We start from the raw sequence: 26,448 nt of genomic DNA on the forward strand, positions 1-26,448 counted from the left end.
GCGGTCCGCTGCGGGGTCGGAGACAATGGTCCCGGCCCCGCAGCGCTTTTTTTCCACACACAGTCCCCAGAAGGAGAAAGTCATGGCTCGCGACGTCCTCACCCTCGGTCAGATCCGCATCCACTCCGGCTCCGTCAGCCAGGAGCAGGCGATGAAGGAGGCGGCCGACATCCTCGAGGCCGCCGGCGCCGTCACCGGCGCCTACTTCGACGCCATGCAGCAGCGCGAGGTCGCGGTCTCGACCTACATGGGCAACGAACTCGCCATCCCCCACGGGACGAACGAGACGAAGGACGCGATCCTCGACTCCGCGCTGTCCTTCGTCCGCTACGACGGCGGCGTCGACTGGGGCGGCGAGCACGTCACGTTCGTCGTCGGCATCGCCGGCAAGGGCGACGAGCACCTCGAGATCCTGTCGCAGATCGCGCTGCTGTTCTCCGAGGACGACGAGGTCGCGAAGCTGAAGGCCGCGCAGACCCCCGAGGAGCTCTACCAGCTGCTCTCGACGGTGAACAACGCATGAAAGCCGTCCACTTCGGCGCCGGCAACATCGGCCGCGGCTTCGTCGGACTGCTCCTGCACGAGGGCGGGTACGACCTCGTCTTCTCCGACGTCGCCCCCACCCTCGTCGAGACGATCAACGCGGCATCCGCCTACACCGTCCACGAGGTCGGACCGGGCGGCGGCGACAAGACGGTCACCGGTTTCCGCGCCCTCGACAGCCGGGCCGACCCCGACGCGGTCGCCGACGAGATCGCGACGGCGGACGTCGTGACGACGGCGGTCGGGCCCAACATCCTGCCCTTCGTCGCGCCGCACATCCTCGAAGGGCTCGCCCGTCGAGCGGCGGACGCGAAGCCCCTACAGGTCATGGCGTGCGAGAACGCGATCGGCGCGACCGACACCCTCCGCGCCGAGATCGAGAAGTTCGCCGGCGATGCCTGGGGCGACCTCCAGGCCCGCGCGGTCTTCGCGAACACCGCGGTCGACCGCATCGTCCCGGGCCAGCCCGAGGGCGCCGGCGTCGACGTCACCGTCGAGCCGTTCTTCGAGTGGGCGATCGAGCGCGGTCCCTTCGGCGACGACCTGCCGAACATCCCCGGCGCGCACTTCGTCGACGACCTCGCTCCCTACATCGAGCGCAAGCTCTTCACGGTCAACACCGGCCACGCTGCGACCGCCTACTTCGGGTACGTCGCCGGGATCACGCGCATCTCGGACGCCCTCGCCGACCCCGGCATCCGCACCAAGGTCGAGCGGGCCCTCGAGGAGACGTCCGCCTTCCTGTCGGCCGCCCACGGCCTCGATGCCGGCGAACTGGCCGACTACCGCGCGACCATTCTCGACCGGTTCTCGAACGAGTCGCTCCCCGACACCGTCCAGCGCGTCGGCCGGCAGCCGCTGCGCAAGCTCTCGCGCCACGAACGTTTCATCGGACCGGCAGCCGCTGCCGCCGAGCGCGGACTCCCGGTGGACGGTCTCGTCGCCGCTATCGCCGCCGCTCTGCGCTTCGAGGACGCCGCGGATCCGCAAGCGGTCGAGTTGCAGGAGCGCATCCGGACAGAGGATGCCGCGGCCCTCACCACCTCCGTCACGGGCCTCGACGCGGAGCATCCGCTCTTCGCGCGCGTGCACGAGCAGGTCGCGCAGCGGCAGACCGAGCTCGGCGTCTACCGCGCGTGAGCGCGGCGAAGCGGCCCCGGTCGCGCGCACGGCGCGTCCTCACGATCGTCGCGCTGTCGCTGGCGGGGCTGCTCGTCGCCGGTGTCGTCGGCATCGTGGTCTGGAGCCAGGTCGGGGTGATGGATGCCGAGGCCGGCCCGCTCGCCTCGGTGCGCGAGGACGACCGGATCGTCGTCGCCGCCACCGGCGGGAACGTCGTGATGTCGCCGGCGTCCGGCGAGAGCACGGTCGGTCTCGTCTTCATCCCGGGAGCCAAGGTCCAGGCCGAGGCCTACGAGGCGAAGCTGTCGGGTCTCGTCGCCGAAGACGGGATGACGGTCGTCATCACCCGTCCCTGGCTGAACCTCGCGTTCTTCGACCCGCGGCCGCTGTCGGACTTCACGTCCGCTGCACCGGGTGTGGACGCCTGGCTCGTGGGCGGCCACTCCCTGGGCGGCGTGCGCGCGTGCCAGCTCGCACCGGATGCCGACGGGCTCGTCCTCTTCGGCTCGTACTGCGCGAACGACCTGTCGGATTCCGGCCTGCCGGTGCTGAGCATCTCGGGCGCGGAGGACGGCCTGTCGACGCCCGAGAAGATCCAGGACGCCCGCGGGATGCTGCCCGCCGACGCCGCGTTCGTGGAGATCGCGGGAGCCGCGCACGCCTCCTTCGGGGACTACGGCCCCCAGGCCGGTGACGGCACCCCCGCGATCGACGGCGCCGACATGACGGCCGAGATCACGGCATCCGTCGCGGAGCTCCTCCCCCGCCTCTGAGCGCCGCCGGGGTGCCACTCCGGCCGGGTAGACGCACGCCCGGCGACAGCCGCGGAACCGGCCCTCACCGGACCTCCGGCCACAGCCGCGGAAAAATCTCTCGTCTCCACTTCCGACTGCCGCCTCTCTCCGGCGTTCCGCGCGCTCCAACCGCGGAGAAATCTCCCTCGGTCCCGTCGATCGCGGACCTGAGCGGCCGCCCGGCGACAAGACTCCTCGGATAGCGCAACACGGCCAATACCGCGCGGGGCGCAGGTAACCCGGTACGGGCCCCGAACTCCGCGCACAGGGTCGACGCCGGCTCCTCCCCGGACGCGGGATCGAGGCGCTGCTCCCCAGGTCGGACCCGCCGCGATAGGGGTCCGCGCCGGAACCGCCACCCTGGGGCGCATGTCTGCTCACACACTCCCCGCCCACGCCCTTTCTCGGCGGGAGCTCCGCGACGCCGGCATGCGACGTCGGGACATTGACGACGCCGTAGCCGCCGGCCGACTCGTACGCGTACGTCGGGACCGTTACCTCCCGGGGAACGCGCATCCCGACCTGATTCGCGCTGCTCGATCGGGTGACCGCTTGGACTGCGTATCGCTGCTGCGGACGCTCGGCGTGTACGTCCTCTCGGATACGCGATTGCACGTCCAGGTGACGCCGCACCGCAGCAGCCTCGCGCCGGCTGAACCCGACGTCGTCCGACACTGGCGGCCCGCATCGCTGCCGACAAGCGCGACGGCCGTCGACATCGTCAGCGCGGTCGTGGCTGCCGTCCGGTGCCAGGAACCTCGAGCCGCCGTCGCGACCCTCGACAGCGCCTGGCACCTGGGTCTCATCGACGAGACCGCCATCGCGGAGGCCTTCCGCCGGCTACCCCAGAGGCATCGCAGCCTCAGATCCCTCATGGACCCATCGGCAGAGTCCGGACCGGAGACCCTGATGCGACTGATCCTCCGCTCGCTGGGTTGCCGATTCGAGACGCAGGTCAGGATCCCGACCGTCGGGCGGGTCGACTTCGTCGTGGAGGGATGGCTGATCATCGAATGCGACAGCCGCGCCCACCACGAGGGGTGGGAGGCGCAGAAGCGCGACCGCAGACGGGACCTCGCGGCCGCCGCGCTCGGCTACGCCACGGTGCGCCCGCTCGCGGAGGACATCCAGTACCACCGTGATCGCGTCCGAACGTCGATCAGTTGTGCCCTCGCCCGGCACTGACCGCGGAGAATCGGAGGGTGCGTCCCCGCTCCGGACCGAATTGCGGGCCAGGACCCGGAGAACTCCGCGGATAGTGCCGGCGCGCCGGTGCAGCAGCCGTCAGGCCGAGAAGCCCTCGCCGATGAGCTCGATGAGTTCCTCGCGCTCCTCGATCGTGAGGAAGGCGGCCGCGGCCGCGTTCAGCTGGAACGCCTCGAGGTCTTCGAGCGTGTACTCGAACGCGTCGGCGAGCAGCGAGAGTTCGCGCGTGAGCGACGTGCGGCTCATCGTGCGGTTGTCGACGTTCACCGTGACAGCGAAGCCGAGCTGGTAGAGCAGGTCGAAGGGGTGGTCCTCGAGCTGCGTCCCCCACGCGGCGATCGCACCGGTCTGCAGGTTCGACGACGGCGAGAGCTCCAGCGGGATCTCGCGGTCGCGCACCCAGCGGGCGAGGTCGCCGAAGCGCACCTGCACCTCCTCGCCCTTCTGCTCGACGACGTCGAGGTCCTCGGCGATGCGCACGCCGTGCCCGAGGCGCAGGGCGCGGCCGTCGATGAGGGCCGAGCGGATCGAGTCCAGACCTGCGGCCTCACCCGCGTGCACCGTGGCGGGGAAGAAGGCGGATGCCAGGTAGTCGAACGCCGGGCGCAGGTTCGACGGCGGGAACCCGGCCTCGGGACCGGCGATGTCGAATCCGACCGCGCCGCGCCCACGGTGGCGGACGGCGAGCTCGGCGATCTCGAGCGACCGGTCGGTGTGGCGCATCGCGCTGATGAGCTGGCCGACCCGGATGTCGCGGCCCGACGCCTCGACGGCGTCCTCACCCTCTTCGATGCCCTCCTGCACGGCCTCCACGACCTCGTCGAGGCTCAGACCGCCCTGCAGGTGCTGCTCGGGAGCCCAGCGGACCTCGCCGTAGATCACGCCGTCGGCGGCGAGATCCTCGACGAACTCCTTCGCGACACGGCGCAGGCCGTCGCGGGTCTGCATCACGGCGATCGTGAGATCGAAGGTCTTCAGGTACTCGACGAGCGAGCCGCTGTCGGACTGGTCCTCGAACCAATCGGCGAGGTCGTCGGCGGCCGCCTCGGGAACCTCGACGCCGACCTCGTCGGCGATCTCGATGATCGTCTGCGGGCGCAGCCCGCCGTCGAGGTGGTCGTGCAGCGAGACCTTGGGGAGCGAGCGGATCGAGACGCCCTCGAGCTTCGCGTCGCCGTGCTGGTCGATGGCCATGGGTGCAGTCCTGTCGTGAGGGGGTCAGGCGGTGATGCGCTCGAGGACGAGCGGAGTGGATGCCGGTGCCTCGGCACCGATCTCCCAGGCGCCCTCGAGCGCCTCGGTGGCCCGCGCGAAGCGGTTCGCATCGTCGGCCAGCAGGGTGAACAGCGGCTGTCCGGCCGTCACGGTGTCGCCCGGCTTCACGTGCAGGTCGATGCCGGCGGCGTGGATGACGGGGTCCTGCGCACGTGCCCGGCCCGCCCCGAGGCGCCACGCGGCGATCCCGAAAGGCAGGGCCTCGAGGCGCGTGATCACGCCGGACTCGGTCGCGGTGACGGTGTGCGTCTCGCGCGCGGTCGGGAGCGCGGCATCCGGGTCACCGTCCTGCGCCTGGATCATGCGGCGCCAGGAATCCATGGCGCGGCCGTCCTTCAGAGCAGCCTCGACGTCGGCATCGGGCTGACCGGCGAGGGCGAGCATCTCGCGGGCGAGGGCCACGGTGAGTTCGACGATGTCGGCGGGGCCGCCGCCGGCGAGCACCTCGACCGATTCGCGGACCTCGTTCGCGTTGCCGATGGCGAGGCCGAGCGGCGTGTTCATGTCGGTCAGGAGGGCCGTCGTGGCGACACCCGAGTCGGTGCCGAGCGCGACCATCGTGCGGGCGAGCTCGCGCGCCTTGTCGACGTCCTGCATGAACGCGCCGGAGCCGAATTTCACGTCCAGGACGAGCGAGTCGGTGCCCTCGGCGATCTTCTTGGACATAATGCTCGAGGCGATGAGCGGGATCGCCTCGACGGTTCCGGTGACGTCACGCAGCGCGTACAGGCGCTTGTCGGCGGGGGCGAGCCCCGATCCGGCCGCGCAGATGACGGCGCCGACGCCCTGCATCTGCGCGATCATCTCGTCGTTGCTGAGGGCTGCTCGCCAGCCGGGGATGGCCTCGAGCTTGTCGAGCGTACCGCCGGTGTGGCCGAGGCCGCGGCCCGAGAGCTGCGGCACCGCGACACCGAACGACGCGACGAGGGGGGCCAGCGGCAGGGTGATCTTGTCGCCGACACCGCCGGTGGAGTGCTTGTCGACGGTCGGCTTGCCGAGACCGGCGAAGCTCATCCGCTCACCGGAGGCGATCATCGCGTCGGTCATCACGCGGATCTCGTCGCGGCTCATGCCGTTCAGCAGCACCGACATAGCGAAGGCCGCCATCTGCGAGTCCGCGACGTATTCGCGCGTGTAGGCGTCGATCATCCAGCGCAGGGCGTCCTCGGGAACCGCTCCCCCGTCGCGCTTGGTGCGGATGACGTCGACGGCGTCGAACGCCTCGACCCCGCTCACCGGGCGGCCTCCAGATCGCGCGGACCGAAGGCGTCGGGGAGCACCTCGTCGATCGTGCGGATTCCCGACACGGTCTCGAGCAGCATCCCGGGGATCGCGAACTCGTTGAGCAACTGCCGGCACCGTCCGCACGGCATGATCGTCTCGCCGTCGTTGTTGACGCAGACGAACGCCACGAGCTCGCCGCCGCCAGTCATGTGCAGGTTCCCGACCAGGCCGCACTCGGCGCACAGGCCGACGCCGTACGACGCGTTCTCGACGTTGCAGCCGGTCACGATCCGTCCGTCGCTCACGAGCGCCGCAGCGCCCACGCGGTAACGGGAGTACGGCGCGTACGCCTTCTCCATGGCCTCGACGGCTGCCGAACGCAGCTCGTCCCAATCGATGTCGGTCACGACTTCTTCCTCTGTAGTTGAGCGGATGCCGCGGGTCGCGGCATCCCGGTCAGCCCTTGATGTAGGGCTTGCCCGACGCGGCGGGTGCCCGCGACTTGCCGACGACACCGGCCACGACGAAGATCGTCACGACATATGGCACCATCAGCATGAACTCGCTGGGCACGGGCGCGCCGATCACGCTGAGCGTGTTCTGCAGGTTCGACGCGAAGCCGAACAGCAGCGCGGCGAGGGTGGCGCGGATGGGGTTCCACTGGCCGAAGATGACGGCGGCGAGGGCGATGAAGCCGGCGCCGGCGGTCATCTCCTTGTTGAACGCGATGCCGTTGCCGATCGTGAAGACCGTGCCCCCGAGGCCCGCGATCGCACCGGCGAGCAGCACGTTCCAGAACCGGGTCGCGTTGACCTTGATGCCGACCGTGTCGGCGGCCTGCGGGTGCTCGCCGACGGCACGCAGTCGCAGTCCCCACCGGGTGCGGAACATCCCGAAGAACACCGCCGCGACGACGATGTACATGACGTACACGATGATCGTCTGGCGGAACAGCACCGGCCCGAGGACGGGGATGTCGCTCAACAGCGGGATCGGGATGCGGTCGAATCGCGGCGGCTGGTTCAGCGTCGCCGCGTTGGGCTGCAGCACCTGCGAGAACAGGAAGCTCGTGAGGCCCGTGACGAGGACGTTGAGCACGACACCGACGATGACCTGGTCGACGAGGTAGCGGATCGCGAACACGGCGAGGATCGCCGCCACGAGCACACCGGCGACCATCGCCGCCACGAGACCCAGCAGGGGCTGACCAGTGACGGTGCTGACCACGGCTGCCGTGAAGGCGCCGGCGAGCAGCTGACCCTCGATCGCGATGTTGACGACGCCCACCCGCTCGCCGATGACGCCGCCGAGCGCGCCGTAGATGAGCGGCACGGCGAGGGTGAGAGAGCCCGCCAGCAGACCCACGACGGGGATCGCGGCGCCGGCAGCGGCCCAGGTCAGGAAGCCCACGACCACGAGGAGGACGTACGCGACTGTGACCCACAGCGGCGAGCGTCCCGAGGATCGCACGAGGTAGGCCGACCCGGCGGTGAGCAGGACCAGCAGCACCAGGATGCCGGTGGTCGTCGCGCCGACCGGGACGACCAGATCGGCCAGCTTGATCACGTCGGTCTGGGTCGACAGGCGGAAGGTGCTCTCACCGCCGCGAGCGGCGACGAGCACGAGCAGCGCGTAGAGGACCGTGAACACCGCGAGGGCGATCGGAGCCTTCCAGCTGCGGATGATGGTGGTCTCGGGCAGCACGTCGGCCGTCGAGGTCTGAACCACGGGGGCGCTCACGCGGCCACCTCCTGCGACTTGTCGGACTGCGCCTTGAGCTCCTTGCGGCGCGCCTTCTCGGCGCGGCGCCGGTCGCGCTCGGGCGAGGGCAGGCCGAAGATCGTGCGGACGAGCGGCGGCGCCGCGATGAAGAGGACGATGAGCGCCTGGACGACGGTCACGATCTCGATCGGCACCTGCTCGGCGGCCTGCATCGAGAATCCGCCCGCCTTGAAGGCGCCGAAGAGGATGCCGGCGGCGAACGTGCCCCACGGGGTCGACCGTCCGAGCAGGGCGACGGTGATGGCGTCGAAGCCGATGCCCGCGTCGATGTCGGACGAGAAGCCCGTCGTCACGGTGCCGAGCACCTGGTTCACGCCGGCGAGGCCCACGAGACCACCGGCGAGGAGCATGCCGTAGACGTACATGCGCGGCACGCTGATGCCCGCGACGCGCGCGGCGGCGGGGTTCTCGCCCACGGCCCGGAACTGGAAGCCGAGGCTCGAGCGGTTGAGGATCCACCAGACGACGACCGTGGCGATGATGACGAGGACGAAGCCGAGGTGCAGATTGAACTGCGGTCCGAGGAGGTCCGGCAGGATCGCCGTCTCCTTCATCGCGGGCGTCTTCGGGTTGCTGGAGCCCGGTGCCTGCAGCAGGCCCGGGGTGCGCAGCATCCACGACACGAGGTAGAACGCGACGTAGTTGAGCATGATCGTGACGATCACCTCGTGCGCACCGGTGCGGGCCTTGAGGAACCCCGCGATGCCCGCCCAGAGCGAGCCCGCCATGATGCCGGCCAGCAGCGCCACCAGCATGTGGATGACGGGCGGCAGATCCAGGCCGAACGCGACCCACCCGGCGGCGGCCGACGCCATGAGCATCTGACCGCGACCACCGATGTTGAACATGCCGATCCGGAACGCGAGCGCGACGCCGAGGCCGGCCGCGATGAGCGGCGTGGCGAAGGTGAGCGTCTCGGTGAGCGGACGGATCGCGCGGGCGAAGGTCGGCGCACCGAAGTTGAAGATCGAGCCCTGGAAGAGGGCGCCGTACGCTCCCGACACCGCCTGCCAGATGGCGACGAACGTGTCACCCGGGCGGGCGAAGAAGTAGCCGGATGCCGCCTGGACGCCGTCGTCGGTCGCCGCGATCATGATGCCGCCGGCGATGAGGGCGAGGACGACGGCCAGGACCGAGATGATCGCGCTGCCCTGCGTGATCTGCAGGAGCATCGTGTGCCACTTGGACGGCTGGGGCGCGTCGGTGCGCGCGGGTTCGGTGGCGACGCTCACGCCGCGACCCCCTCTCCGGGGGCGCTCTCGCCCGCCATCATGAGGCCGAGGACCTCACGTTCCGTGTCTCCCGGGACGATCCCGACGATGCGTCCGCGGTACATGACCATGATGCGGTCGGCGAGGGCGGTGACCTCGTCGAGCTCGGTCGAGACGACGATGACCGGCACCCCGGCATCCCGCGTGTCGACGATCCGCTTGTGGATGAACTCGATCGACCCGACGTCGACGCCGCGTGTGGGCTGGGCGGCGACGAAGAGCGACAGGTCGCGGCTGAGCTCGCGGGCGAGGACGACCTTCTGCTGGTTGCCGCCCGAGAGACGGCCGACCGGGGTGTGGATGCCGGGCGCCCGCACGTCGAACTCGGCGAACTTCTCCTGCGCGAACGCCTCGAGCACTCCGCGCTGGACGGCGCCGCCGCGGACGAACGGCTCGCCGTCGGCCCGGTCGAGCATGAGGTTCTCGGCGATCGTGAACGCACCCACGAGGCCGTCCTCGGTGCGGTCCTCGGGGACGAAACCGACGCCCTCGTCGAGGATGCGGCGGACGCTGCGTCCGACGAGCTCCGTGCCGTTGAGGGAGATCGAACCGCGCGTCTGCGGCTGGAGGCCGAGGAGCGCCTCGGTGAGCTCGGTCTGACCGTTGCCCTGCACGCCGGCGATGGCGAGGACCTCACCACCGCGGACGGTGAAGCTGACGTCGCTGACGACGACGTGGCCGAACGGGTCGACGACCGTGAGGTTCTCGACGACGAGGGCGGCGTCGTTGAGCTTCGGCGCCTCCTTCTGCACGGTCAGCTCGACGGCACGGCCGACCATCAACGAGGCGAGCTCGGCGTTGGACGCGGTCGGCGAGGCCTCGCCGACGACCTTGCCCAGGCGGATGACGGTGATGCGGTCCGCGACCTCGCGGACCTCGCGGAGCTTGTGGGTGATGAAGACGATCGAGGTGCCGGCATCCTTCAGCTGACGCATGATCGCGATGAGCTCATCGGTCTCCTGCGGCGTGAGGACGGCGGTCGGCTCGTCGAAGACGAGGACGCGCGCGTCGCGGGACAGCGCCTTGATGATCTCGACGCGCTGCTGCACGCCGACGGGCAGGTCTTCGACGAGGGCGTCGGGATCGACGTCGAACCCGAATCGTGCGGAGATCTCGCGGACCTTGTCGCGCGCAGCGGCCAGGTCGAGGAACCCACCTGCCTTGGTGGACTCGTGGCCGAGCATGACGTTCTCGGCGACGGTGAAGACGGGGATGAGCATGAAGTGCTGGTGCACCATGCCGATGCCGGCGTGCATCGCATCGCCGGGGCCGGTGAAGTTCTGCACCTGGTCGTCGAGGAGGATCGCCCCCTCGTCCGCCTGGTACAGGCCGTAGAGGACGTTCATCAGCGTCGACTTGCCGGCGCCGTTCTCACCGAGGAGACAGTGGATCTCACCGGGCTGGACGACGAGGTCGATGTGGTCGTTGGCGACGAGTGATCCGAACCGCTTGGTGATACCGCGGAGCTCGAGCTTCATAGAGCCGATCCTAAGAGAGGGGCGCGCAGAGCGCACCGGACGCAAAGAACGTGGGGGGCCGGAACTCCGGCCCCCCACGTCCGAAGGGGATTACTGGGCGAGGTAGGAGTCGACCGTGATCGACCCGTCCACGATGCCCGCCTTGATCGTGTCGAGCTCACCCTGCAGGTCGGGCGAGACCTTCGACTCGAAGTCGTGGAACGGCGCGAGGCCGACACCGTCGTTCTCGAGCGTTCCGATGAACGGGGCGGCGTCGAACTCGCCCTTGCCCGCGGCGGTGACGGCGTCCTCGACACCGACGTCGATCAGCTTGCGGATCGAGGTCAGCAGCAGCTCGGCGACGCTCGGGTCGGTCTCGTAGACGTCCGCGTCGACACCGATGAGGGCGATGTCGCGGCCGGAGTCACGGATGACGGATGCCGCGGACTGGTAGATCGGGCCGCCGACGGGCAGCAGCACGTCCACGCCCTGGTCGACGAGACCCTGGGCGGCGTTGATGGCGTCCTGGTTGGCGGTGAAGCCACCGGTGAAGACACCGTCCTTGCCGTCCCAGCCGAGAACCTCGACGTTCTCGCCCTTCTGCTCGTTCCAGTACTCGACGCCCTGACGGAAACCGTCCATGAAGACCGTGACGGTCGGGTAGGGCTGGCCGCCGAAGGTGCCGACCTTGTCGGCCTCCGAGTACGACGCGGCGGCGTAACCGGCGAGGAACGCGGCCTGCGAGGTGTCGAACAGCAGCGGCTTGATGTTCGGGGCGTCGGTCTTGCCGTCGAAGTCGTTGTCCACCGGGTCGTCGATCGAGACGTACTCGATGTCGGGATTGGCCTTCGCGGACTCACCCGCGGCGGATGCCAGGGCGAAGCCGACCGTGATGATCATGGTGCAGTTCTGGTCGACCAGGTTCTGCAGGTTGGGGGCGAAGTCGGTCTCGCTGTCGGACTGGACCGTGATCGGCTTGACGCCGAGCGCCTCGGAGGCCTTCTGCAGGCCCTCGAAACCGAGCTGGTTGAACGACTTGTCGTCGAAGCCGCCGAAGTCGGACACCATGCAGGGCAGGAAGCCGTCGACGGCTCCGCCGGGCTCAGCGCCGGCGCTGCCGGAGGGGGTGGCTTCGGGTGCGGTCCCACATCCGGCGAGGGCGACGAGAAGGCCCGCTGCGGCGGAGATGCCGACGAGCTTCTTGGGGGTCGAGAGAGTCAATGCAGCCTCCACATTGAAGGCGCCGCGGACTTCGCGGCGGCTCAACTGAAGTTACCTACTGTGACGCCGAGGACGCAGCGTGATCAGGCCGTACGCCGGAATGGTTACAAAGCCGCAATCATCCCGTCACGGGAGCGGCATCCTGCACAATTGCGAACCCCGGATGACGCCGGTCAGAGGACGTCGCCGCGACCGGTGACCTTCAGGGCGTCGACGACGCTCTTGACGCGCTGGGCGTGCTCGGCGGTGGTGACGAGCAGCGCGTCGTCGGTGTCCACGACGACGATGTCCTTCACGCCGATGATGCTGATGACGCGGCTCGTCTGCGACACCACGATGCCGCTGGCCCGGTCCGACAGCACGCGTGCGTTCTGACCGAGGATCGCCAGGTCGGTGCGGCCGCCGGAGTTGAGCTTCGCGAGACTCGCGAAGTCGCCGACGTCGTCCCAGTCGAAGTGGCCCGGCACGACGGCGAGCCGGCCCTTCTCGGCGGCGGGCTCGGCGACGACGTAGTCGATAGCGATCTTCTCGAGCGTGGGCCAGATCCGGTCGACGGCGGGCCCGCGTCGGTCGCGGTCGTCCCAGGCCTCCGCCAGCTCGATGAGCCCGGCGTGCAGGGCGGGGTTGTTGGCCTCGATCTCGGCGAGCAGCGCGTCGGCGCGCGAGATGAACATGCCCGCGTTCCAGAGGTAGGAGCGGTCGGCGACGTAGGCCTTGGCGGTCTCGAGGTCGGGCTTCTCGACGAACCGCTCGACCAGCGAGGCATCCCGGGCGCCGTCGACGATCAACTCGCCGCCCCTCTTGATGTAGCCGAAGCCCACGGCGGGCTCGGAGGGCTGGATGCCGATCGTGCAGATGTACCCCTCGCGGGCGACTTCGACGGCGTCGCGCACCGCGAACTCGAAGACGCGAGATCCGCGGATGACGTGGTCGGCGGCGAAGGAGCCGATGACGACGTCGGGATGCCGGCGGTGCAGGATCGCCGCTGCGAGACCGATCGCCGCGGCCGAGTCCCGCGGCTCGGACTCGAGGATGACGTTCTTGTCGGGGATGCCCGGGAGTTGCGCCTCGACCGCGGCACGGTGGGCGCGCCCGGTGACGACGGCGATCCGGTCGGGACCGGCGAGGGGCTCGAGCCGGTTCCAGGTGTCGCGCAGCAACGAATGCCCCGAGCCGGTGAGGTCGTGGAGGAACTTCGGCGCATCCGCCCGCGAGAGCGGCCACAGCCGCGAACCGACGCCTCCGGCGGGGATCACGGCGTAGAAGTCCTCGATGTGTTCGGCCATGCTCCGAACCCTACCGGCCGCTCGTGACGCGCCCGTTCCGGACGCATGACGACGACGGTCGGCCGAGGCCGCGCCCGTGACCAATATGTTCTAAGGCTCCCCTTCCTCGCCCGGCACCTTCAGGGCCGCCTAGGATGGACGCTGCGCCCGCTTGCGACGATGGGCGACATTCCCTCGGGATGCCGTGACCTCGCCGCGCAGCGCGACCCATCTCACCCAAGGGAGGACGACCGTGTCTGCACCAGCACGCGTCACGCCGTCGGTAGCTGAGACCACGTCCAAGACCCCGCGCGGCACGCTGTACCGCGGCAACGAGGGCATGTGGTCGTGGGTGCTGCACCGCATCACCGGCATCGCCATCTTCTTCTTCCTGCTCGTGCATGTGCTCGACACGGCCCTCATCCGGGTCTCCCCCGACGCATACAACGCAGTCATCGGCACGTACAAGAACCCGATCATGGGTCTCGGCGAGGTCGCGCTGGTCGCCGCCATCGTGTACCACGCGTTCAACGGGCTCCGCATCATCGCGGTCGACCTGTGGCCGTGGGCCACGCGCCACCAGCGTCAGCTGTGGTGGGGCGTCCTCGCCGTCTGGGCCGTCACGCTCGTCGGGTTCTCCGCCCGCCACCTTCCGAACGTCTTCTCGCACATGGGAGGCGAGCACTGATGACCGCCGACACCCTCGTCGCGCCCCGCACCCCGCAGGGCAAGGCCGCCGTCCGCAAGAAGGGCCCGAACCTCGAGAAGTGGGGCTGGGTCTTCATGCGCGTCTCGGGCGTGCTGCTGATCGTGCTCATCTTCGGTCACCTCTTCGTCAACCTCATGGTCGGCGACGGCATCTCGGCGCTCGACTTCGCCTTCGTCGCGGGCAAGTTCGCGAACCCGTTCTGGCAGTGGTGGGACGTCCTGATGCTGTGGCTCGCCTTCATCCACGGCACCAACGGCATGCGCACGATCGTCAACGACTACGTCACCAACGCGAAGGTGCGGAAGGTGCTCGTCACCAGCCTGTGGGTCGTTGCCGGATTCATGATCCTGCTGGGCACCCTCGTCGTCTTCACCTTCGACCCCTGCATCCCGAACCTCGACGGCAGCATCGTCGCCGAGGTCTGCAAGGCACAGGGCTGAGCCGGTCCGACCGGCCCGCATACGGATAGAACAGAGGCAATCGTCACGTGAGCACTCAGACCGCGGACTCCGTCGTCAAGGACGGCGTCCACTACCACCAGTTCGATGTCGTCATCGTCGGCGCCGGCGGCGCGGGCATGCGCGCCGCGATCGAGGCGGGTCCCGGGGCCAAGACCGCCGTCATCACGAAGCTCTACCCCACGCGCAGCCACACCGGCGCGGCGCAGGGCGGCATGGCTGCGGCACTGGCGAACGTCGAAGAGGACTCGTGGGAGTGGCACACCTTCGACACCGTCAAGGGCGGCGATTACCTCGTCGACCAGGACGCGGCCGAGATCCTCGCGAAGGAGGCCATCGACGCGGTCATCGACCTCGAGAACATGGGCCTGCCCTTCAACCGCACGCCCGACGGCAAGATCGACCAGCGCCGGTTCGGCGGCCACACCGCCGAGCACGGCAAGAACCCGGTCCGCCGCGCCTGCTACGCCGCCGACCGCACCGGCCACATGATCCTGCAGACGCTGTTCCAGAACTGCGTCAAGCTCGGCATCAACTTCTTCAACGAGTTCTACGCGCTCGACCTGATCACGGTGAAGGATGCCGTGGGTCGCACCGGCATCGCGGGTGTCGTCGCCTACGAGCTCGCCACCGGCGACCTGCACGTCTTCCACGCGAAGGCCGTCATCTTCGCCACCGGCGGCTTCGGCAAGATCTTCAAGACCACCTCGAACGCGCACACCCTGACCGGTGACGGCGTCGGCATCGTGTGGCGCAAGGGCCTGCCGCTCGAGGACATCGAGTTCTTCCAGTTCCACCCGACAGGCCTGGCGGGCCTCGGCATCCTCCTCACCGAGGGTGCCCGCGGCGAGGGCGCGATCCTCCGCAACGCCTCGGGTGAGCGCTTCATGGAGCGCTACGCCCCCACCATCAAGGACCTCGCCCCCCGCGACATCGTCGCCCGGTGCATGGTCAAGGAGGTCCTCGAGGGCCGCGGCGCCGGCCCGAACAAGGACTACGTCTACCTGGACTGCACTCACCTCGGCGCAGAGGTCCTCGAGACCAAGCTCCCGGACATCACCGAGTTCGCCCGCACCTACCTGGGTGTCGACCCGGTCGTCGAGCCGGTGCCGGTCATGCCGACCGCGCACTACGCGATGGGCGGCATCCCGACCAACACCAAGGGCGAGGTCCTCGCCGACAACGACACCGTCGTCCCCGGCCTCTACGCCGCCGGCGAGTGCGCGTGCGTGTCGGTGCACGGCGCGAACCGCCTCGGCACGAACTCGCTGCTCGACATCAACGTCTTCGGCAAGCGCTCCGGTCAGAACGCGGTCGAGTACGTGAAGACGGCCGAGTTCATGCCCCTCCCCGAGGACCCCGCGAAGGAGGTCCGCGAGATGATCGAGGGCCTGCGGAACAACACCGGCACCGAGCGCATCTCCACCCTCCGCAAGAAGCTGCAGGAGGAGATGGACGCCAATGCCCAGGTGTTCCGCACCGAGGAGACGCTCACCAACGTCATGGGCACGATCAACGACCTGCGCGAGCGGTACAAGAACGTCCACGTCGACGACAAGGGCAAGCGGTACAACACCGACCTGCTCGAGGCCGTCGAGCTGGGCTTCCTGCTCGACATCGCCGAGATCGTCGCCTACGCCGCCCGCAACCGGCGTGAGAGCCGCGGCGGTCACATGCGCGAGGACTACCCCGACCGCGACGACGAGAAGTACATGCAGCACACGATGGCCTACCTCACGGGCGACCCGCACTCCGCGAACCCCGAGGACCACATCCGCCTGGACTGGAAGCCGGTCGTGTTCACCAAGAACGAGCAGGGCGAGTACAACTACCCGCCGATGGAGAGGAAGTACTGATGACCATCGTCGATTCCGACGCTCCGACCGGCACGAAGGAGTCCACCGACTCCGGCATCCAGTCGTACCTGGTCACCTTCATCATCCGGCGCTTCGACCCCGAAGTGGATGCGGAGCCCCGCTGGGTGGACTACGACGTCGAGATGTACCCGACCGACCGCGTGCTCGACGCGCTGCACCGCATCAAGTGGGACGTCGACGGCACGCTCAGCTTCCGTCGCTCGTGCGCCCACGGCATCTGCGGCTCGGACGCCATGCGCATCAACGGCCGCAACCGCCTCGCCTGCAAGACGCTGATCAAGGACCTCGACATCTCGAAGCCGATCTACGTCGAGGCGATCAAGGGCCTGCCGCTCGAGAAGGACCTCATCGTCGACATGGACCCGTTCTTCGAGTCCTTCCGCGACGTGCAGCCCTTCCTGCAGGCGAACACCGCGCCCGAGCCGGGCAAGGAGCGCATCCAGTCCATCAAGGACCGCGCCGTTTACGACGACACCACCAAGTGCATCCTCTGCGCCGCGTGCACCTCGTCGTGCCCCGTGTTCTGGACCGACGGTCAGTACTTCGGCCCCGCCGCGATCGTCAACGCGCACCGCTTCATCTTCGACTCGCGCGACGACGCGGGCGACGTGCGCCTCGACATCCTCAACGACAAGGAGGGCGTGTGGCGCTGCCGCACGACCTTCAACTGCACCGAGGCCTGCCCCCGCGGCATCGAGATCACGAAGGCCATCGCCGAGGTCAAGCAGGCGGTCCTGCGCGGCTGACCGCCCGATACCCTCGAGGCGTGACCTCGGACGACACGACGCCTCCCCTGCGCGAGCGGTGGGAGGCGTCTCGTCTGCGGGAACGCCTCGACCAGCCGATCGAGCGCGCGACGCAGATCACCCGCCGGACGGTCGCCTCGTTCCCGGTGCGGGTGTGGCGACACTTCCTGCAGCGGAACGGGTTCCTGCTGGCGGCATCCATCAGCTACCAGTCCCTGTTCGCGCTGTTCGCGACGCTGTACTCGGCGTTCGCCGTGGTCGGCCTGTGGCTCGGCGGGTCGCAGGCGGCGATCGACGGCCTCATCCGGGTCGTCAACTCCTACATCCCGGGCTTCATCGGTGAGGCGGGGCCCGTCGATCCCGACGACGTGGCGTCGATCGCCCGCGACAGCGGCAGCCTGCTCGCCGTCACCGGAACGATCGCCCTCGGTGTCGCCGTGTGGACCGCCATCGGGTTCGTCACCTTCACCCGACGGGCCGTCCGCGACATCTTCGGGCTGCCGTTCGACACCCGCAGCTTCGTGCTGCTGAAACTCGGCGACCTCGTCGCGGCGATCCTGTTCGGCGCCGCGCTCGTCCTCGGCGCCGGCCTGGGGCTGGTCGCCGGCGGTGTCCTGACGCAGGCGTTGCGGTGGCTGGAGGTCGACGTGCCCTCATCGGCCGCCGAACTCGCCAGCCGGATCGGGTCGGTCGTCGTCAGCGTCGCACTCAACTCCGCCGCTCTGACGCTGCTGATCCGCTTCCTCACCGGGACCTCGCTGCCGTGGCGCTCCATCATCCCCGGGGCGACCGCCGGCGGCGCGGCGCTCGCGCTCCTGCAGCTGGGCTTCGGTTTCCTCGCCGCCTACTCCCCCACCAACCCCCTGCTCGCCACCTTCTCCGTCGTCGTCGGTCTGCTGCTGTGGCTGCGTCTGGCCGGGATCGTGATGCTCGTCGCGGCATCCTGGATCGGGGTCGCGGCTCGGGATGCCGACATCCCCCTCGCGCCCCCGACCGCCGAGCAGCAGCGCGCCGCAGAGCGCGAGGCGCTGCGGGTCGTCGCCGAGGCGGGCGTGCGCGAGGCCCGGTCGGCGCTCGCCCGCGCGCGCTGGTGGGAACGCCCCGGCGCGCGCCGGGACGTGCGCCGCGCCGAGGACCTGCTCGCGCAGACCCGCGGCACGACCGGTGTCGGCGGCCCCGCTTAGGCTGAAAGGCGTGCCTCGAACCGTCCGCATCGCCTCCGTCAACGTCAACGGCATCCGCGCCGCCGCCCGGAAGGGCATGCACGGCTGGCTCGAAACGGCGGGGGTCGACATCCTCACGCTGCAGGAGGTGCGGGCCGAGGCCTCCGATCTCGCCGCCGCCCTGCCCGGCTGGCACATCGTGAACGACGAAGCCCTCGCGAAGGGGCGCGCCGGCGTCGCCATCGCCGCCCGCGAGCCGCTGGACGTCTGGCGCATCGAGCTCGGCGACGACACGCTCGACTCGAAGGGACGCTGGGTCGAGGCGGACGTCGAGGTCGAGGGCGAGACCCTCACGGTCGTCAGCGCCTACGTCTTCACCGGCGAGGCCGGCACCGAGAAGCAGGACGCCAAGTACGCGTTCCTCGACGCGATGGAAGAGCGGATGCCGCACCTCGGCGACCTCGCGCTCATCACCGGCGACCTCAACGTCGGCCACCGTGAGCTCGACATCCGCAATTGGAAGGGTAACGTCAAGAAGGCGGGCTTCCTCCCCCGTGAGCGGGCGTACTTCGACCGGTTCACCGCACCCGCGGGCGAGACCGTCACCTCGGTCGACGGCGAGACCGGCCGCGGCCTCGGCTGGGTCGACGTCGGGCGCTCGTTCGCCGGAGAGATCGACGGGCCGTACACGTGGTGGTCGAACCGCGGCAAGGCGTTCGACAACGACACCGGCTGGCGCATCGACTACCACCTCGCGACCGCCGAACTCGCGACCCGCGCGACCGATTACCACGTCGTCCGGGCGCCCTCCTGGGACACGCGCTGGAGCGACCACGCGCCCGTCGTGGCCGACTACACGCTCGGCGGCTGAAGCCGGCGGCGAGGGGCGCGGCATCCGTTCGCGCCTAGGATCGTAGGGTGAGCAAACCCCGCCTGTACTCCGGAATGCAGCCCTCCGCCGACTCCCTCCAGATCGGCAACTACATCGGGGCGCTCATGCAGTGGCGGGACCTGCAGGAGTCCTACGACGCGTTCTTCTCCGTCGTCGACCTGCACGCCCTCACCCAACCGAACGACCCCGCCGAGCTGCGGGAGAAGACCCGGCGGACTGCGGCGCAGTACATCGCCGCGGGCATCGAGCCGTCGAAGTCGACCCTGTACGTGCAGTCGCATGTGCGTGCGCACGCCGAGCTCGCCTGGGTGCTGTCGACCGTGACCGGCTTCGGCGAGGCGAACCGGATGACCCAGTTCAAGGACAAGTCGGCCCGCTACGGCACCGATGCCACGAACGTCGGCCTGTTCACCTATCCGATCCTCATGGCCGCCGACATCCTGCTGTACCAGACCGACATCGTGCCCGTCGGCGACGACCAGAAGCAGCACGTCGAGCTCACCCGCACGCTGGCGGAGCGCTTCAACGCCCGCTACGGCGAGGCGTTCCGCGTGCCGATGCCCGTGATCCAGAAGGACACCGCCCGCATCTACGACCTGCAGAACCCGACGTCCAAGATGTCGAAGTCCGCCGAATCGGATGCCGGTGTGCTCTGGCTCCTGGACGACCCGGCGAAGTCCGCGAAGAAGGTCATGCGCGCCGTCACGGATTCGGAGGGTGTCGTCCGGTACGACCGCGAGGCCAAGCCCGGGGTGTCGAACCTGCTCGTGATCTACGCCGCTCTGACGGGGCGGCAGATCCCCTCGATCGAGGACGAGTACGCCGGCCGCGGCTACGGCGACTTCAAGAAGGGGCTCGCCGAGATCGTGGTGTCGGAGTTCGGTCCCGTGCGCGAGCGGGCGCTCAAACTGCTCGACGACCCGGCCGAGCTCGACCGGGTGCTCGCCGCCAACGCGGCGCGGGCCGACGAGGTCGCCGACCGCACCCTGAACGACGTGTACGACAAGCTCGGACTGCTGCGACGTGTCTGAGGAACCGAGGCTCAGCCCCGCGCCGGAGCTCGTCGCCGCGATCGACGCGGCGGCCGGCCCGTCCATGGCCGCGCCCGACGACCGCGCCGCGCAGGAACGCCTGTGGCGCGCGGTGTTCGCGCTCGAGAAGTGGATCTTCATCGCCCGCGGCACCGACCAGGAGCCCACGCCGTTCGCTGCCTCGACCGAGCAGGGTCCGGCGATCTTCGCCTTCTCGACGCCGGAGCGTGCACAGGCCGCTGCGGCGGGCTTCGGCATCCCGCCCGAGGAGACCGGCAGGCTGCTGGCCGTGCCGTTGCCGGATGCCGCCGGATGGGTCGCCTCCTACGCCGAGGCCGGCGTCGCCTCGATGGTGTTCGACGCCCCCGCGATCGGCGCCATGGCCCCGCTGGCGAACCTGGCCGCGATGGCGGTCTGGATCCAGCAGCACCCCGAGGGCTGACGCCGCACGAGCGCGGAGTGCACGACGATTCGCGTACCGGATGCAGGTTCAGACGCGCATTCAGGACGTTTCCGACCGCATCACCGACGCTGAACCTGCGTTCGGCACAGCGTCAGCGTCGTCGCGCGCGCAGCAATCCCCTCACCGCTGCAACCACCCGGTCGGGATTCCACATGATGTCGGCCGCCATCGGCCGGAGCGTCGTGTAGCCGAGTGCAGCGAGCGCCAGGTCGCGGCCTCGGTCGACCCGGTGGGCGAGCGGACCGGAATGGTGCGCATCACTGTCGCACTCGACGACAAGCCATCCGTCGACGAGCAGATCGACCCTCCCCACGCCGTCGATCCTCACCTGCAACTCCACCCTCACGCCGAGGCGACGCAAGATGAGGCGCATCAACGACTCCGGCCCGGACTCGGCTCGGCCGTCGAGCAGATTCCGGATGACGCGGTACTTCCGAGGCACGGCGGCGAAGACGAGATCGAGCTCAGACGGAGCGACCAGGCCCCGGTGCAGGGCACTGTCGAGGGTCGCCACAGCCGCCGCGGGTGGCTGGCAGACGATCGCGTGGGCGAGGAGGTCCCATGGGTGAGAAATGCCGGCGCCGGAAGGTCGCTGCCCGATCGGTGGCGACCAGTGCCGGAAGGCTCCCTCCTGCGGTATCCGGAGGCGAGCCGCGTGCGGCGGGACGTGCACATGCAGATCCTCCGACGCGAGGGTGAAGATCCCCAAGAGCCGGAGCGCGCTCACGCAGGTCAGCCGACCGCCGACGCGCGCGGCGCGGATGACATCGACCGGCGCGTCCGAGGCGACGTACCGGCCGCGACGGACCGCCAGGATCATGCCATCCGCCGCAGCCCGCGCGATCGACCGTTTCGACATCCCTGCCGAACGGAGTTCGTGCGCGGTCTGTGACCGGACGGCGAGGAGGGTTTCTGCTTCGGCGGCGAAGGCACGCCGATCGTGCGACGAGGTCATGCGACGACGCTCCCCGACACCGCCCAGTGCGCAGCCGGCCTCGGCGGGGAATGTGGTCGGTCGTTCCGAAGACGACCTCGGGGAGGAGTCTCCGTGCCGAATGCAGGAGGAGAAGGCGAATGCGTCGACGAGCGCCGTCCACGGCGCATCTGCACCTGCATCCGGAACGGGAGACGGCACGTGCGTGGATAGGGTCGGAGGATGGAACCGGTGACCCTGCGGACGGAGCGGCTCGAGCTGTCGGTGCCGACGGCGGACGACGTCGATGCGATCACCGCCGCGGCGCAGGACCCGGAGGTGCCGCGGTGGACGACGCTCCCTGCGCCGTACGAGCGTCGCGACGCCGAGGAGTTCATCGCCAAGGCGGCCGCCTGGTGGGACGAGGAGAGCGAGCTTACCTGGGGCATCCGCCTCGAGGGCCGCTGGATCGGCATGATCGGGCTGCACCGGTTCGAGAAGCAGGGGTCCGCCGAGATCGGGTTCTGGATGGATGCCGCGGCCCGCGGCCACGGCTACCTCACCGAGGCGGCGACCACCGTCATCGACGCGGGCTTCGCCGAACCGCTCCGGCTCGCGCGCATCCAGTGGCGCGCGATCGTCGGCAACGTCCCGTCGGCGCGCGTCGCTCAGAAGCTCGGCTTCCGGTACGAGGGCCTCCTCCGGCAGGGTCTGAACGACCCCCGCGGACGCCACGACGGCTGGATCGCAGGGCTCCTGCCGACCGACGACCGCACCCCGGTGCCCTGGCCGGTGATCTGACAACCCCCTCACCGCCGTCGGACCGGGGTGGCAGGATGACCGCATGCCTGAGATGCCCGAGGTGCAGGGACTGGTCGACTTCCTCCGCGAGCGCGCGACGGGACTGACCGTCACGAAGGTGTCGGTCGCGAACATCGCCGCGCTGAAGACGTACGACCCCCCGATCGACGCGATGACGGGCGCGACGGTGACGGGTGCGCAGCGGCACGGCAAGTTCGTCGACCTCGAGACGGATGCCGGTGCCCACCTCATCTTCCATCTCGCCAAGGCGGGCTGGTTGCGGTGGTACGACCAACTGCCGGCGACGGTCATCCGGCCGGGTAAGACCCCGATCGCGCTGCGGGTGGGTTTCGACGACGGCTCCGGGTTCGACCTGACGGAGGCCGGCACCAAGAAGTCGCTCGCGTACTACGCCGCGCGTTCCCCCGCCGACGTCCCGGGGATCGCACGCCTCGGTCCCGATCCGCTCGACGACGGATTCACCCGCGACACGCTCGCGGAGCTCCTCGCCGGACGCCGGACGCAGATCAAGGGCGTCCTGCGCGACCAGTCGATCATCGCCGGCATCGGCAACGCCTACTCCGACGAGATCCTCCACGCCGCGAAGATGTCTCCCTACGCCCTGGCGGCAACGCTGACGGATGCCGAGATCGATCGGCTCTACGCGGCGATGCAGCAGACGCTCGCCGAGGCGGTGGCCGCGGCATCCGGCAAACCGCCCGCCGACCTCAAGGACGCCAAACGGCGCGGGATGGCCGTCCACGGCCGCCGCGGCGAGGCGTGCCCGGTGTGCGGCGACGAGGTGCGGTCGGTTTTCTTCGCCGACAACAGCCTCGAGTACTGCCCGACGTGCCAGACCGGCGGCAAGATCCTCGCCGACCGCCGGCTGTCGCGGCTGCTGAAGTAGCTCAGACGGTCCCGGCGAGCACGCGCGCGTCGTCGTCGACCCATCCCATGGACTTCTCGACGGCCTTCGCCCACAGGCGGCAGCGGCGGTCCCGCTCGTCGGGATCCATCTGCGGCTCGAACCGGCGGTCTTCCTGCCAGTAGCCGCGCAAGGCGTCCTTTCCCGACCAGACGCCGACGGCCAGTCCCGCGGCGTACGCGGCGCCGAGGGCCGTGGTCTCGACGACCTTCGGGCGGACGACGGGGATGCCCAGGATGTCGGCCTGGAACTGCATGAGAAGGTCGTTGCGCGTCATCCCGCCGTCGACGCGCAGCTCCTCGAGTTCGCGACCGGTGTCGGAGACGACGGCCGCGATGACGTCGCGCGTCTGGAAGGCGGTGGCCTCGAGAGCGGCCCGCGCGATGTGGGCCTTCGTGACGTAGCGGGTGAGGCCGACGAGCGCGCCACGGGCGTCGGGGCGCCAGTACGGCGCGAACAGGCCCGAGAAGGCGGGCACGAAGTAGGCGCCGCCGTTGTCCTCGACGGTGCGGGCGAGCCGCTCGACCTCGGTGGACTCGGAGATGATCCCGAGGTTGTCGCGCAGCCACTGCACGAGCGAACCGGTGACGGCGATCGAGCCCTCGAGCGCGTAGTGCGGCGGCTCGTCCCCGAGGCGGTAGGCGACCGTGGTGATGAGGCCGGCATCCGAGCGCACCAGCTCGGTACCGGTGCCCACGAGCAGGAAGTTGCCGGTGCCGTAGGTGTTCTTGGACTGCCCGGCGTCGAAGGCGGCCTGACCGAAGGTCGCCGCCTGCTGGTCGCCGAGGATGCCGGCGATGCGGATGCCGCGCGCGACGCGCGGCTGCACGACCTCGCCGTAGACCTCGGACGACGAGCGGATCTCGGGCAGCATCTCGCGAGGGATGTCCCACACCTGCAGCATCTCGTCCGACCAGTCGAGGGTGGCCAGGTCCATGAGCAGGGTGCGGCTCGCATTGGTGACGTCGGTGATGTGGATGCCGCCGTCGCTGCCGCCCGTGAGGTTCCAGACGACCCAGGTGTCGGGCGTCCCGAAGAGCAGGTCGCCGCGGCGTGCCGCCTCGCGCGCCCCGTCGACGTGGTCGAGGATCCACGCGATCTTCGACGCCGAGAAGTACGACGCGAGCGGGAGTCCGGTCACCTCGGCGAAGGCGTCGACCCCGCGCGCCTCGATGAGGCGGTCGATCGCGGGCTGCGTGCGGGTGTCCTGCCACACGAGGGCGTTGTGGATCGGGCGGCCGGTGCGACGGTCCCAGACGATCGCCGTCTCGCGCTGGTTGGTGACACCGATCGCGGCGACGTCGGCGGCCGACAGGCCCACCTGCCCGAGCGCGTTGGCGAGCACCCACTCGGTGTTCGTCCAGATCTCCACCGGGTCGTGCTCGACCCTGCCGGCTCGCGGGAAGATCTGCTCGTGCTCCCGCTGCGCGGTCGCGACGAGGGTGCCCTCCCCGTCGAACACGATCGCTCGTGTCGAGGTCGTTCCCTGGTCGATGGCGATCACGTGATCGGTCACGTCTCGTCTCCTCTTCGAGTGCTCATCGCCGGTGCGGCGACGGGGATGCCGGCGTCAGACGGCGACGGGATCGGCGGCGTGCACCGCGGCGAGTGCCCGATCGATCTCGGTGCCGCGCGTCGCGGCATCCCAGCCCATCACATCCGCGACGGCGTCGGCCACCTCTTCGACGACCTCGGGGGTCGCCTCGCCGCGGAACGCGATGTTGGTGCGGCGCAGCAGGATGTCCTCGAGGTGCACGATCGATTCGGTGCGCGCGATGTGGCGGAACTCGCCCGAGCTGAAGCGGGGCAGCGAGCTGAGGGGTGCGTCCTGCGCGTCCTGCCGGAGCGAGGCGGCCACGGCGAGGGCGTGCGTGCCGTAGCGGTGCAGCAGACGGGTGCCGCGCTCGGCACCGAAGTCCGACAGGTGGTGGTGCACCCAGGCGTCGCGCTCGGCGTCGGTGCGGGGGAAGCCGACGGCGCCGCCGATGGGGAGCCCCTTGGTCGAGCGGACCCGCGTGCGTCCGATCCGGGACATCAGCTCGTCGGCCAGGCGTGCGGCGACGGCGCGGAACGTCGTCCACTTGCCGCCGACGAGGCTGAGCACCGGCACGCCGTCGGAACCCGGCAGCGTCGCCTCCTCGATGCGGTAGTCGCGCGACACGAAACCGGCGGCCATGTCGCCGTGACCCGGGAGCGGGCGGACGCCCGAGTAGCGGAACACGATCTGGGACCGGTCGACCGGGATCGACGGGAAGACGTGGCCGATGAGGTCGAGGAAGTAGTCGACCTCCTCCTCCGTGCAGACGGCGGGCTCGGACATGTCGTGCTCGAGGTCGGTCGTGCCGACGAGGACTCGACCGTTGAGCGGGTAGATGAGCACGATGCGACCGTCGGAGTGCTCGAAGAAGATCTCCCGACCACCGGTCGCCTGCATCAGCTCGGGGTGGTCGAGGACGATGTGCGAGCCCTTGGTGCCGCCCATGTACCGGGTCGCGTCGCCGAGGGCTTCGTTGGCGAGGTCGGTCCACGGGCCGGCCGCGTTGAGGACGACGGATGCCGCGAACGGGAACTCCTCGCCGGTGACCTCGTCGCGGAGGACGATCTTGCCGCCGTCGACGCCGACCGCGGAAGTGTAGTTCGCGGCGCGGGCGCGGCTGCCGCCGAGGGCGACGCCGTCACGGACGAGGTCGAGGCCGAGGCGCTCCGGCTCGCGGAGGGAGGCATCCCAGTAGGTCGCCGTGTACTTCACGTCGGCGTTCAGGTCCGGGAGCTCCCGCAGCGAGCGGCGCCGACCGCGGAAGGTGTGCCGCGGCACGCGGCCGCCGCCGCGCGAGAACGAGTCGTAGATGATGAGGCCGACCTTGATCAGGAGGGCGCCGCGCTCGGTGGAGGCGGTCTTGCGGTGGAGCACCATGCGCAGCGGCGCGGAGAGCAGACCCGAGAACGTCGAGAAGATCGGCACGGTGGTCCGCAGCGGACGCACGTAGTGGGCCGCCGTCGTCAGGAGGTCGTTGCGCTCGGTGACCGCTTCGTGGACGAGACGGAGCTCGCCGTTCTCGAGGTAACGGATGCCGCCGTGGATCATGTGGCTCGAGGCCGCCGACGCACCGGAGAGGAAGTCGCTGCGCTCGACGAGAGCCACGTCGACGCCCTGCAGCGCCAGGTCGCGGAAGGTCGCGACGCCGTTGATGCCGCCGCCGATGATGAGCACGTCCGCCTGCGGCCGCTCGCGCAGCGCCGTCGTCGCCTTACGGGTCTCGGTGTCCACGTCACACTCCCACTTCTGCCGGGCTCTCGCCCCGCTCGCCTC

25 protein-coding genes are annotated in these 26,448 nt (G+C 69.8%); 14 read left to right on the forward strand and 11 right to left on the reverse strand.

The annotated features are described in order from the left end of the window. The first annotated feature begins 82 nt into the window (after positions 1 to 82). The 4 genes from Q9S71_RS13940 (at position 83) to Q9S71_RS13955 (ending at position 3,644) form a co-directional block, all read left to right on the forward strand. On the forward strand, positions 83 to 523 hold the full coding sequence (locus Q9S71_RS13940; protein WP_217531063.1) for a PTS mannitol transporter subunit IIA: 441 nt from the start codon (positions 83 to 85) through the stop codon (positions 521 to 523). After that, complete coding sequence (locus Q9S71_RS13945; protein WP_311862969.1) at positions 520 to 1,683, forward strand: mannitol-1-phosphate 5-dehydrogenase; 1,164 nt, start codon at positions 520 to 522, stop codon at positions 1,681 to 1,683. The genes Q9S71_RS13940 and Q9S71_RS13945 overlap by 4 nt, the downstream gene beginning before the upstream one ends. Next, positions 1,680 to 2,438, forward strand: a complete 759-nt coding sequence (locus tag Q9S71_RS13950) for an alpha/beta hydrolase (protein ID WP_311862970.1) — start codon at positions 1,680 to 1,682, stop codon at positions 2,436 to 2,438. The genes Q9S71_RS13945 and Q9S71_RS13950 overlap by 4 nt, the downstream gene beginning before the upstream one ends. Before the next feature lie 573 nt (positions 2,439 to 3,011). After that, positions 3,012 to 3,644 (forward strand): endonuclease domain-containing protein, encoded by a 633-nt coding sequence (locus Q9S71_RS13955; protein ID WP_311862972.1) that lies wholly within the window; start codon positions 3,012 to 3,014, stop codon positions 3,642 to 3,644. Positions 3,645 to 3,743: 99 nt separating this feature from the next. Here the strand turns inward: Q9S71_RS13955 and Q9S71_RS13960 are convergent, their stop codons facing one another. The 8 genes from Q9S71_RS13960 to Q9S71_RS13995 form a co-directional block, all read right to left on the reverse strand. After that, on the reverse strand, positions 3,744 to 4,859 hold the full coding sequence (locus tag Q9S71_RS13960) for an adenosine deaminase (protein WP_311862974.1): 1,116 nt from the start codon (positions 4,857 to 4,859) through the stop codon (positions 3,744 to 3,746). A gap of 24 nt (positions 4,860 to 4,883) precedes the next feature. Then, complete coding sequence (locus Q9S71_RS13965; RefSeq protein ID WP_311862975.1) at positions 4,884 to 6,176, reverse strand: thymidine phosphorylase; 1,293 nt, start codon at positions 6,174 to 6,176, stop codon at positions 4,884 to 4,886. Next, a complete protein-coding gene (locus Q9S71_RS13970; protein ID WP_374209375.1) occupies positions 6,173 to 6,679 on the reverse strand; it encodes a cytidine deaminase in 507 nt (168 codons plus the stop codon). Before Q9S71_RS13970 ends, Q9S71_RS13965 begins: the two co-directional genes overlap by 4 nt. Next, positions 6,621 to 7,904 (reverse strand): ABC transporter permease, encoded by a 1,284-nt coding sequence (locus tag Q9S71_RS13975; RefSeq protein ID WP_374209374.1) that lies wholly within the window; start codon positions 7,902 to 7,904, stop codon positions 6,621 to 6,623. The genes Q9S71_RS13970 and Q9S71_RS13975 overlap by 59 nt, the downstream gene beginning before the upstream one ends. Next, a complete protein-coding gene (locus Q9S71_RS13980; protein ID WP_311863315.1) occupies positions 7,901 to 9,118 on the reverse strand; it encodes an ABC transporter permease in 1,218 nt (405 codons plus the stop codon). Before Q9S71_RS13980 ends, Q9S71_RS13975 begins: the two co-directional genes overlap by 4 nt. Positions 9,119 to 9,174: 56 nt before the next feature. After that, positions 9,175 to 10,695, reverse strand: coding sequence for an ABC transporter ATP-binding protein (locus Q9S71_RS13985; RefSeq protein ID WP_311862977.1), 1,521 nt, complete (start codon positions 10,693 to 10,695; stop codon positions 9,175 to 9,177). Positions 10,696 to 10,785: 90 nt separating this feature from the next. Next, positions 10,786 to 11,895, reverse strand: coding sequence for a BMP family lipoprotein (locus Q9S71_RS13990; RefSeq protein WP_311862979.1), 1,110 nt, complete (start codon positions 11,893 to 11,895; stop codon positions 10,786 to 10,788). Positions 11,896 to 12,068: 173 nt separating this feature from the next. Next, positions 12,069 to 13,181 (reverse strand): mannose-1-phosphate guanylyltransferase, encoded by a 1,113-nt coding sequence (locus Q9S71_RS13995; RefSeq protein ID WP_311862980.1) that lies wholly within the window; start codon positions 13,179 to 13,181, stop codon positions 12,069 to 12,071. A 232-nt stretch (positions 13,182 to 13,413) separates the two neighbouring features. Between Q9S71_RS13995 and sdhC the strand changes: the two genes are divergently transcribed. The 8 genes from sdhC to Q9S71_RS14035 are packed head-to-tail and all read left to right on the forward strand — an operon-like array spanning position 13,414 to position 20,478. Further along, positions 13,414 to 13,848, forward strand: coding sequence for a succinate dehydrogenase, cytochrome b556 subunit (gene sdhC, locus Q9S71_RS14000; protein WP_082886046.1), 435 nt, complete (start codon positions 13,414 to 13,416; stop codon positions 13,846 to 13,848). Then, positions 13,848 to 14,309, forward strand: coding sequence for a succinate dehydrogenase hydrophobic membrane anchor subunit (locus tag Q9S71_RS14005; protein ID WP_311862981.1), 462 nt, complete (start codon positions 13,848 to 13,850; stop codon positions 14,307 to 14,309). Before sdhC ends, Q9S71_RS14005 begins: the two co-directional genes overlap by 1 nt. Positions 14,310 to 14,356: 47 nt before the next feature. Next, the gene (gene sdhA / locus Q9S71_RS14010) at positions 14,357 to 16,183 is read left to right on the forward strand and encodes a succinate dehydrogenase flavoprotein subunit (protein ID WP_064001350.1); all 1,827 of its coding nucleotides are present in this window, start codon (positions 14,357 to 14,359) and stop codon (positions 16,181 to 16,183) included. Continuing rightward, complete coding sequence (locus Q9S71_RS14015) at positions 16,183 to 16,950, forward strand: succinate dehydrogenase iron-sulfur subunit (RefSeq protein WP_253035475.1); 768 nt, start codon at positions 16,183 to 16,185, stop codon at positions 16,948 to 16,950. The genes sdhA and Q9S71_RS14015 overlap by 1 nt, the downstream gene beginning before the upstream one ends. Positions 16,951 to 16,970: 20 nt before the next feature. Beyond that, entirely contained in the window at positions 16,971 to 18,134 is a 1,164-nt protein-coding gene (locus Q9S71_RS14020) for a YihY/virulence factor BrkB family protein (protein ID WP_311862984.1), read from the forward strand. Between the two features lie 10 nt (positions 18,135 to 18,144). Continuing rightward, complete coding sequence (locus Q9S71_RS14025) at positions 18,145 to 18,984, forward strand: exodeoxyribonuclease III (protein ID WP_311862986.1); 840 nt, start codon at positions 18,145 to 18,147, stop codon at positions 18,982 to 18,984. Positions 18,985 to 19,031: 47 nt separating this feature from the next. Beyond that, complete coding sequence (gene trpS / locus Q9S71_RS14030; protein WP_311862987.1) at positions 19,032 to 20,036, forward strand: tryptophan--tRNA ligase; 1,005 nt, start codon at positions 19,032 to 19,034, stop codon at positions 20,034 to 20,036. After that, complete coding sequence (locus Q9S71_RS14035) at positions 20,029 to 20,478, forward strand: hypothetical protein (RefSeq protein WP_311862989.1); 450 nt, start codon at positions 20,029 to 20,031, stop codon at positions 20,476 to 20,478. The genes trpS and Q9S71_RS14035 overlap by 8 nt, the downstream gene beginning before the upstream one ends. Before the next feature lie 112 nt (positions 20,479 to 20,590). Here the strand turns inward: Q9S71_RS14035 and Q9S71_RS14040 are convergent, their stop codons facing one another. Beyond that, positions 20,591 to 21,454 (reverse strand): DUF559 domain-containing protein, encoded by an 864-nt coding sequence (locus tag Q9S71_RS14040; RefSeq protein WP_311862990.1) that lies wholly within the window; start codon positions 21,452 to 21,454, stop codon positions 20,591 to 20,593. Between the two features lie 201 nt (positions 21,455 to 21,655). On the opposite strand from Q9S71_RS14040, the gene Q9S71_RS14045 reads away from it, so the two are divergent. Together Q9S71_RS14045 and Q9S71_RS14050 are read left to right on the forward strand one after the other, a co-directional pair. Next, complete coding sequence (locus Q9S71_RS14045) at positions 21,656 to 22,213, forward strand: GNAT family N-acetyltransferase (RefSeq protein ID WP_311862992.1); 558 nt, start codon at positions 21,656 to 21,658, stop codon at positions 22,211 to 22,213. 43 nt (positions 22,214 to 22,256) lie between these two features. After that, positions 22,257 to 23,120, forward strand: coding sequence for an Fpg/Nei family DNA glycosylase (locus Q9S71_RS14050; RefSeq protein WP_217531047.1), 864 nt, complete (start codon positions 22,257 to 22,259; stop codon positions 23,118 to 23,120). Position 23,121: 1 nt separating this feature from the next. On the opposite strand, the gene glpK is transcribed toward Q9S71_RS14050, so the two are convergent. Both glpK and Q9S71_RS14060 read right to left on the reverse strand, forming a co-directional pair. Further along, the gene (glpK, locus tag Q9S71_RS14055; RefSeq protein WP_311862993.1) at positions 23,122 to 24,654 is read right to left on the reverse strand and encodes a glycerol kinase GlpK; all 1,533 of its coding nucleotides are present in this window, start codon (positions 24,652 to 24,654) and stop codon (positions 23,122 to 23,124) included. 54 nt (positions 24,655 to 24,708) lie between these two features. After that, positions 24,709 to 26,406, reverse strand: a complete 1,698-nt coding sequence (locus Q9S71_RS14060) for a glycerol-3-phosphate dehydrogenase/oxidase (RefSeq protein WP_311862994.1) — start codon at positions 26,404 to 26,406, stop codon at positions 24,709 to 24,711. Between the last annotated feature and the right edge of the window lie 42 nt (positions 26,407 to 26,448).

Origin of the sequence: Microbacterium gawkjiense, from assembly GCF_031932225.1 — a bacterium.
GTDB classification, from domain to species: domain Bacteria; phylum Actinomycetota; class Actinomycetes; order Actinomycetales; family Microbacteriaceae; genus Microbacterium; species Microbacterium gawkjiense.

Excerpts from the sequence above, each read along its gene's own strand:
- Q9S71_RS13940 (WP_217531063.1), top strand. The coding sequence starts at position 83 with ATGGCTCGCGACGTCCTCACCCTCGGTCAGATCCGCATCCACTCCGGC.
- Q9S71_RS13945 (WP_311862969.1), top strand. The coding sequence starts at position 520 with ATGAAAGCCGTCCACTTCGGCGCCGGCAACATCGGCCGCGGCTTCGTC.
- Q9S71_RS13960 (WP_311862974.1), bottom strand. The coding sequence starts at position 4,859 with ATGGCCATCGACCAGCACGGCGACGCGAAGCTCGAGGGCGTCTCGATC.
- Q9S71_RS13980 (WP_311863315.1), bottom strand. The coding sequence starts at position 9,118 with ATGCTCCTGCAGATCACGCAGGGCAGCGCGATCATCTCGGTCCTGGCC.
- Q9S71_RS13985 (WP_311862977.1), bottom strand. The coding sequence starts at position 10,695 with ATGAAGCTCGAGCTCCGCGGTATCACCAAGCGGTTCGGATCACTCGTC.
- Q9S71_RS13995 (WP_311862980.1), bottom strand. The coding sequence starts at position 13,181 with ATGGCCGAACACATCGAGGACTTCTACGCCGTGATCCCCGCCGGAGGC.
- Q9S71_RS14005 (WP_311862981.1), top strand. The coding sequence starts at position 13,848 with ATGACCGCCGACACCCTCGTCGCGCCCCGCACCCCGCAGGGCAAGGCC.
- Q9S71_RS14015 (WP_253035475.1), top strand. The coding sequence starts at position 16,183 with ATGACCATCGTCGATTCCGACGCTCCGACCGGCACGAAGGAGTCCACC.
- Q9S71_RS14040 (WP_311862990.1), bottom strand. The coding sequence starts at position 21,454 with ATGACCTCGTCGCACGATCGGCGTGCCTTCGCCGCCGAAGCAGAAACC.
- Q9S71_RS14045 (WP_311862992.1), top strand. The coding sequence starts at position 21,656 with ATGGAACCGGTGACCCTGCGGACGGAGCGGCTCGAGCTGTCGGTGCCG.
- Q9S71_RS14050 (WP_217531047.1), top strand. The coding sequence starts at position 22,257 with ATGCCTGAGATGCCCGAGGTGCAGGGACTGGTCGACTTCCTCCGCGAG.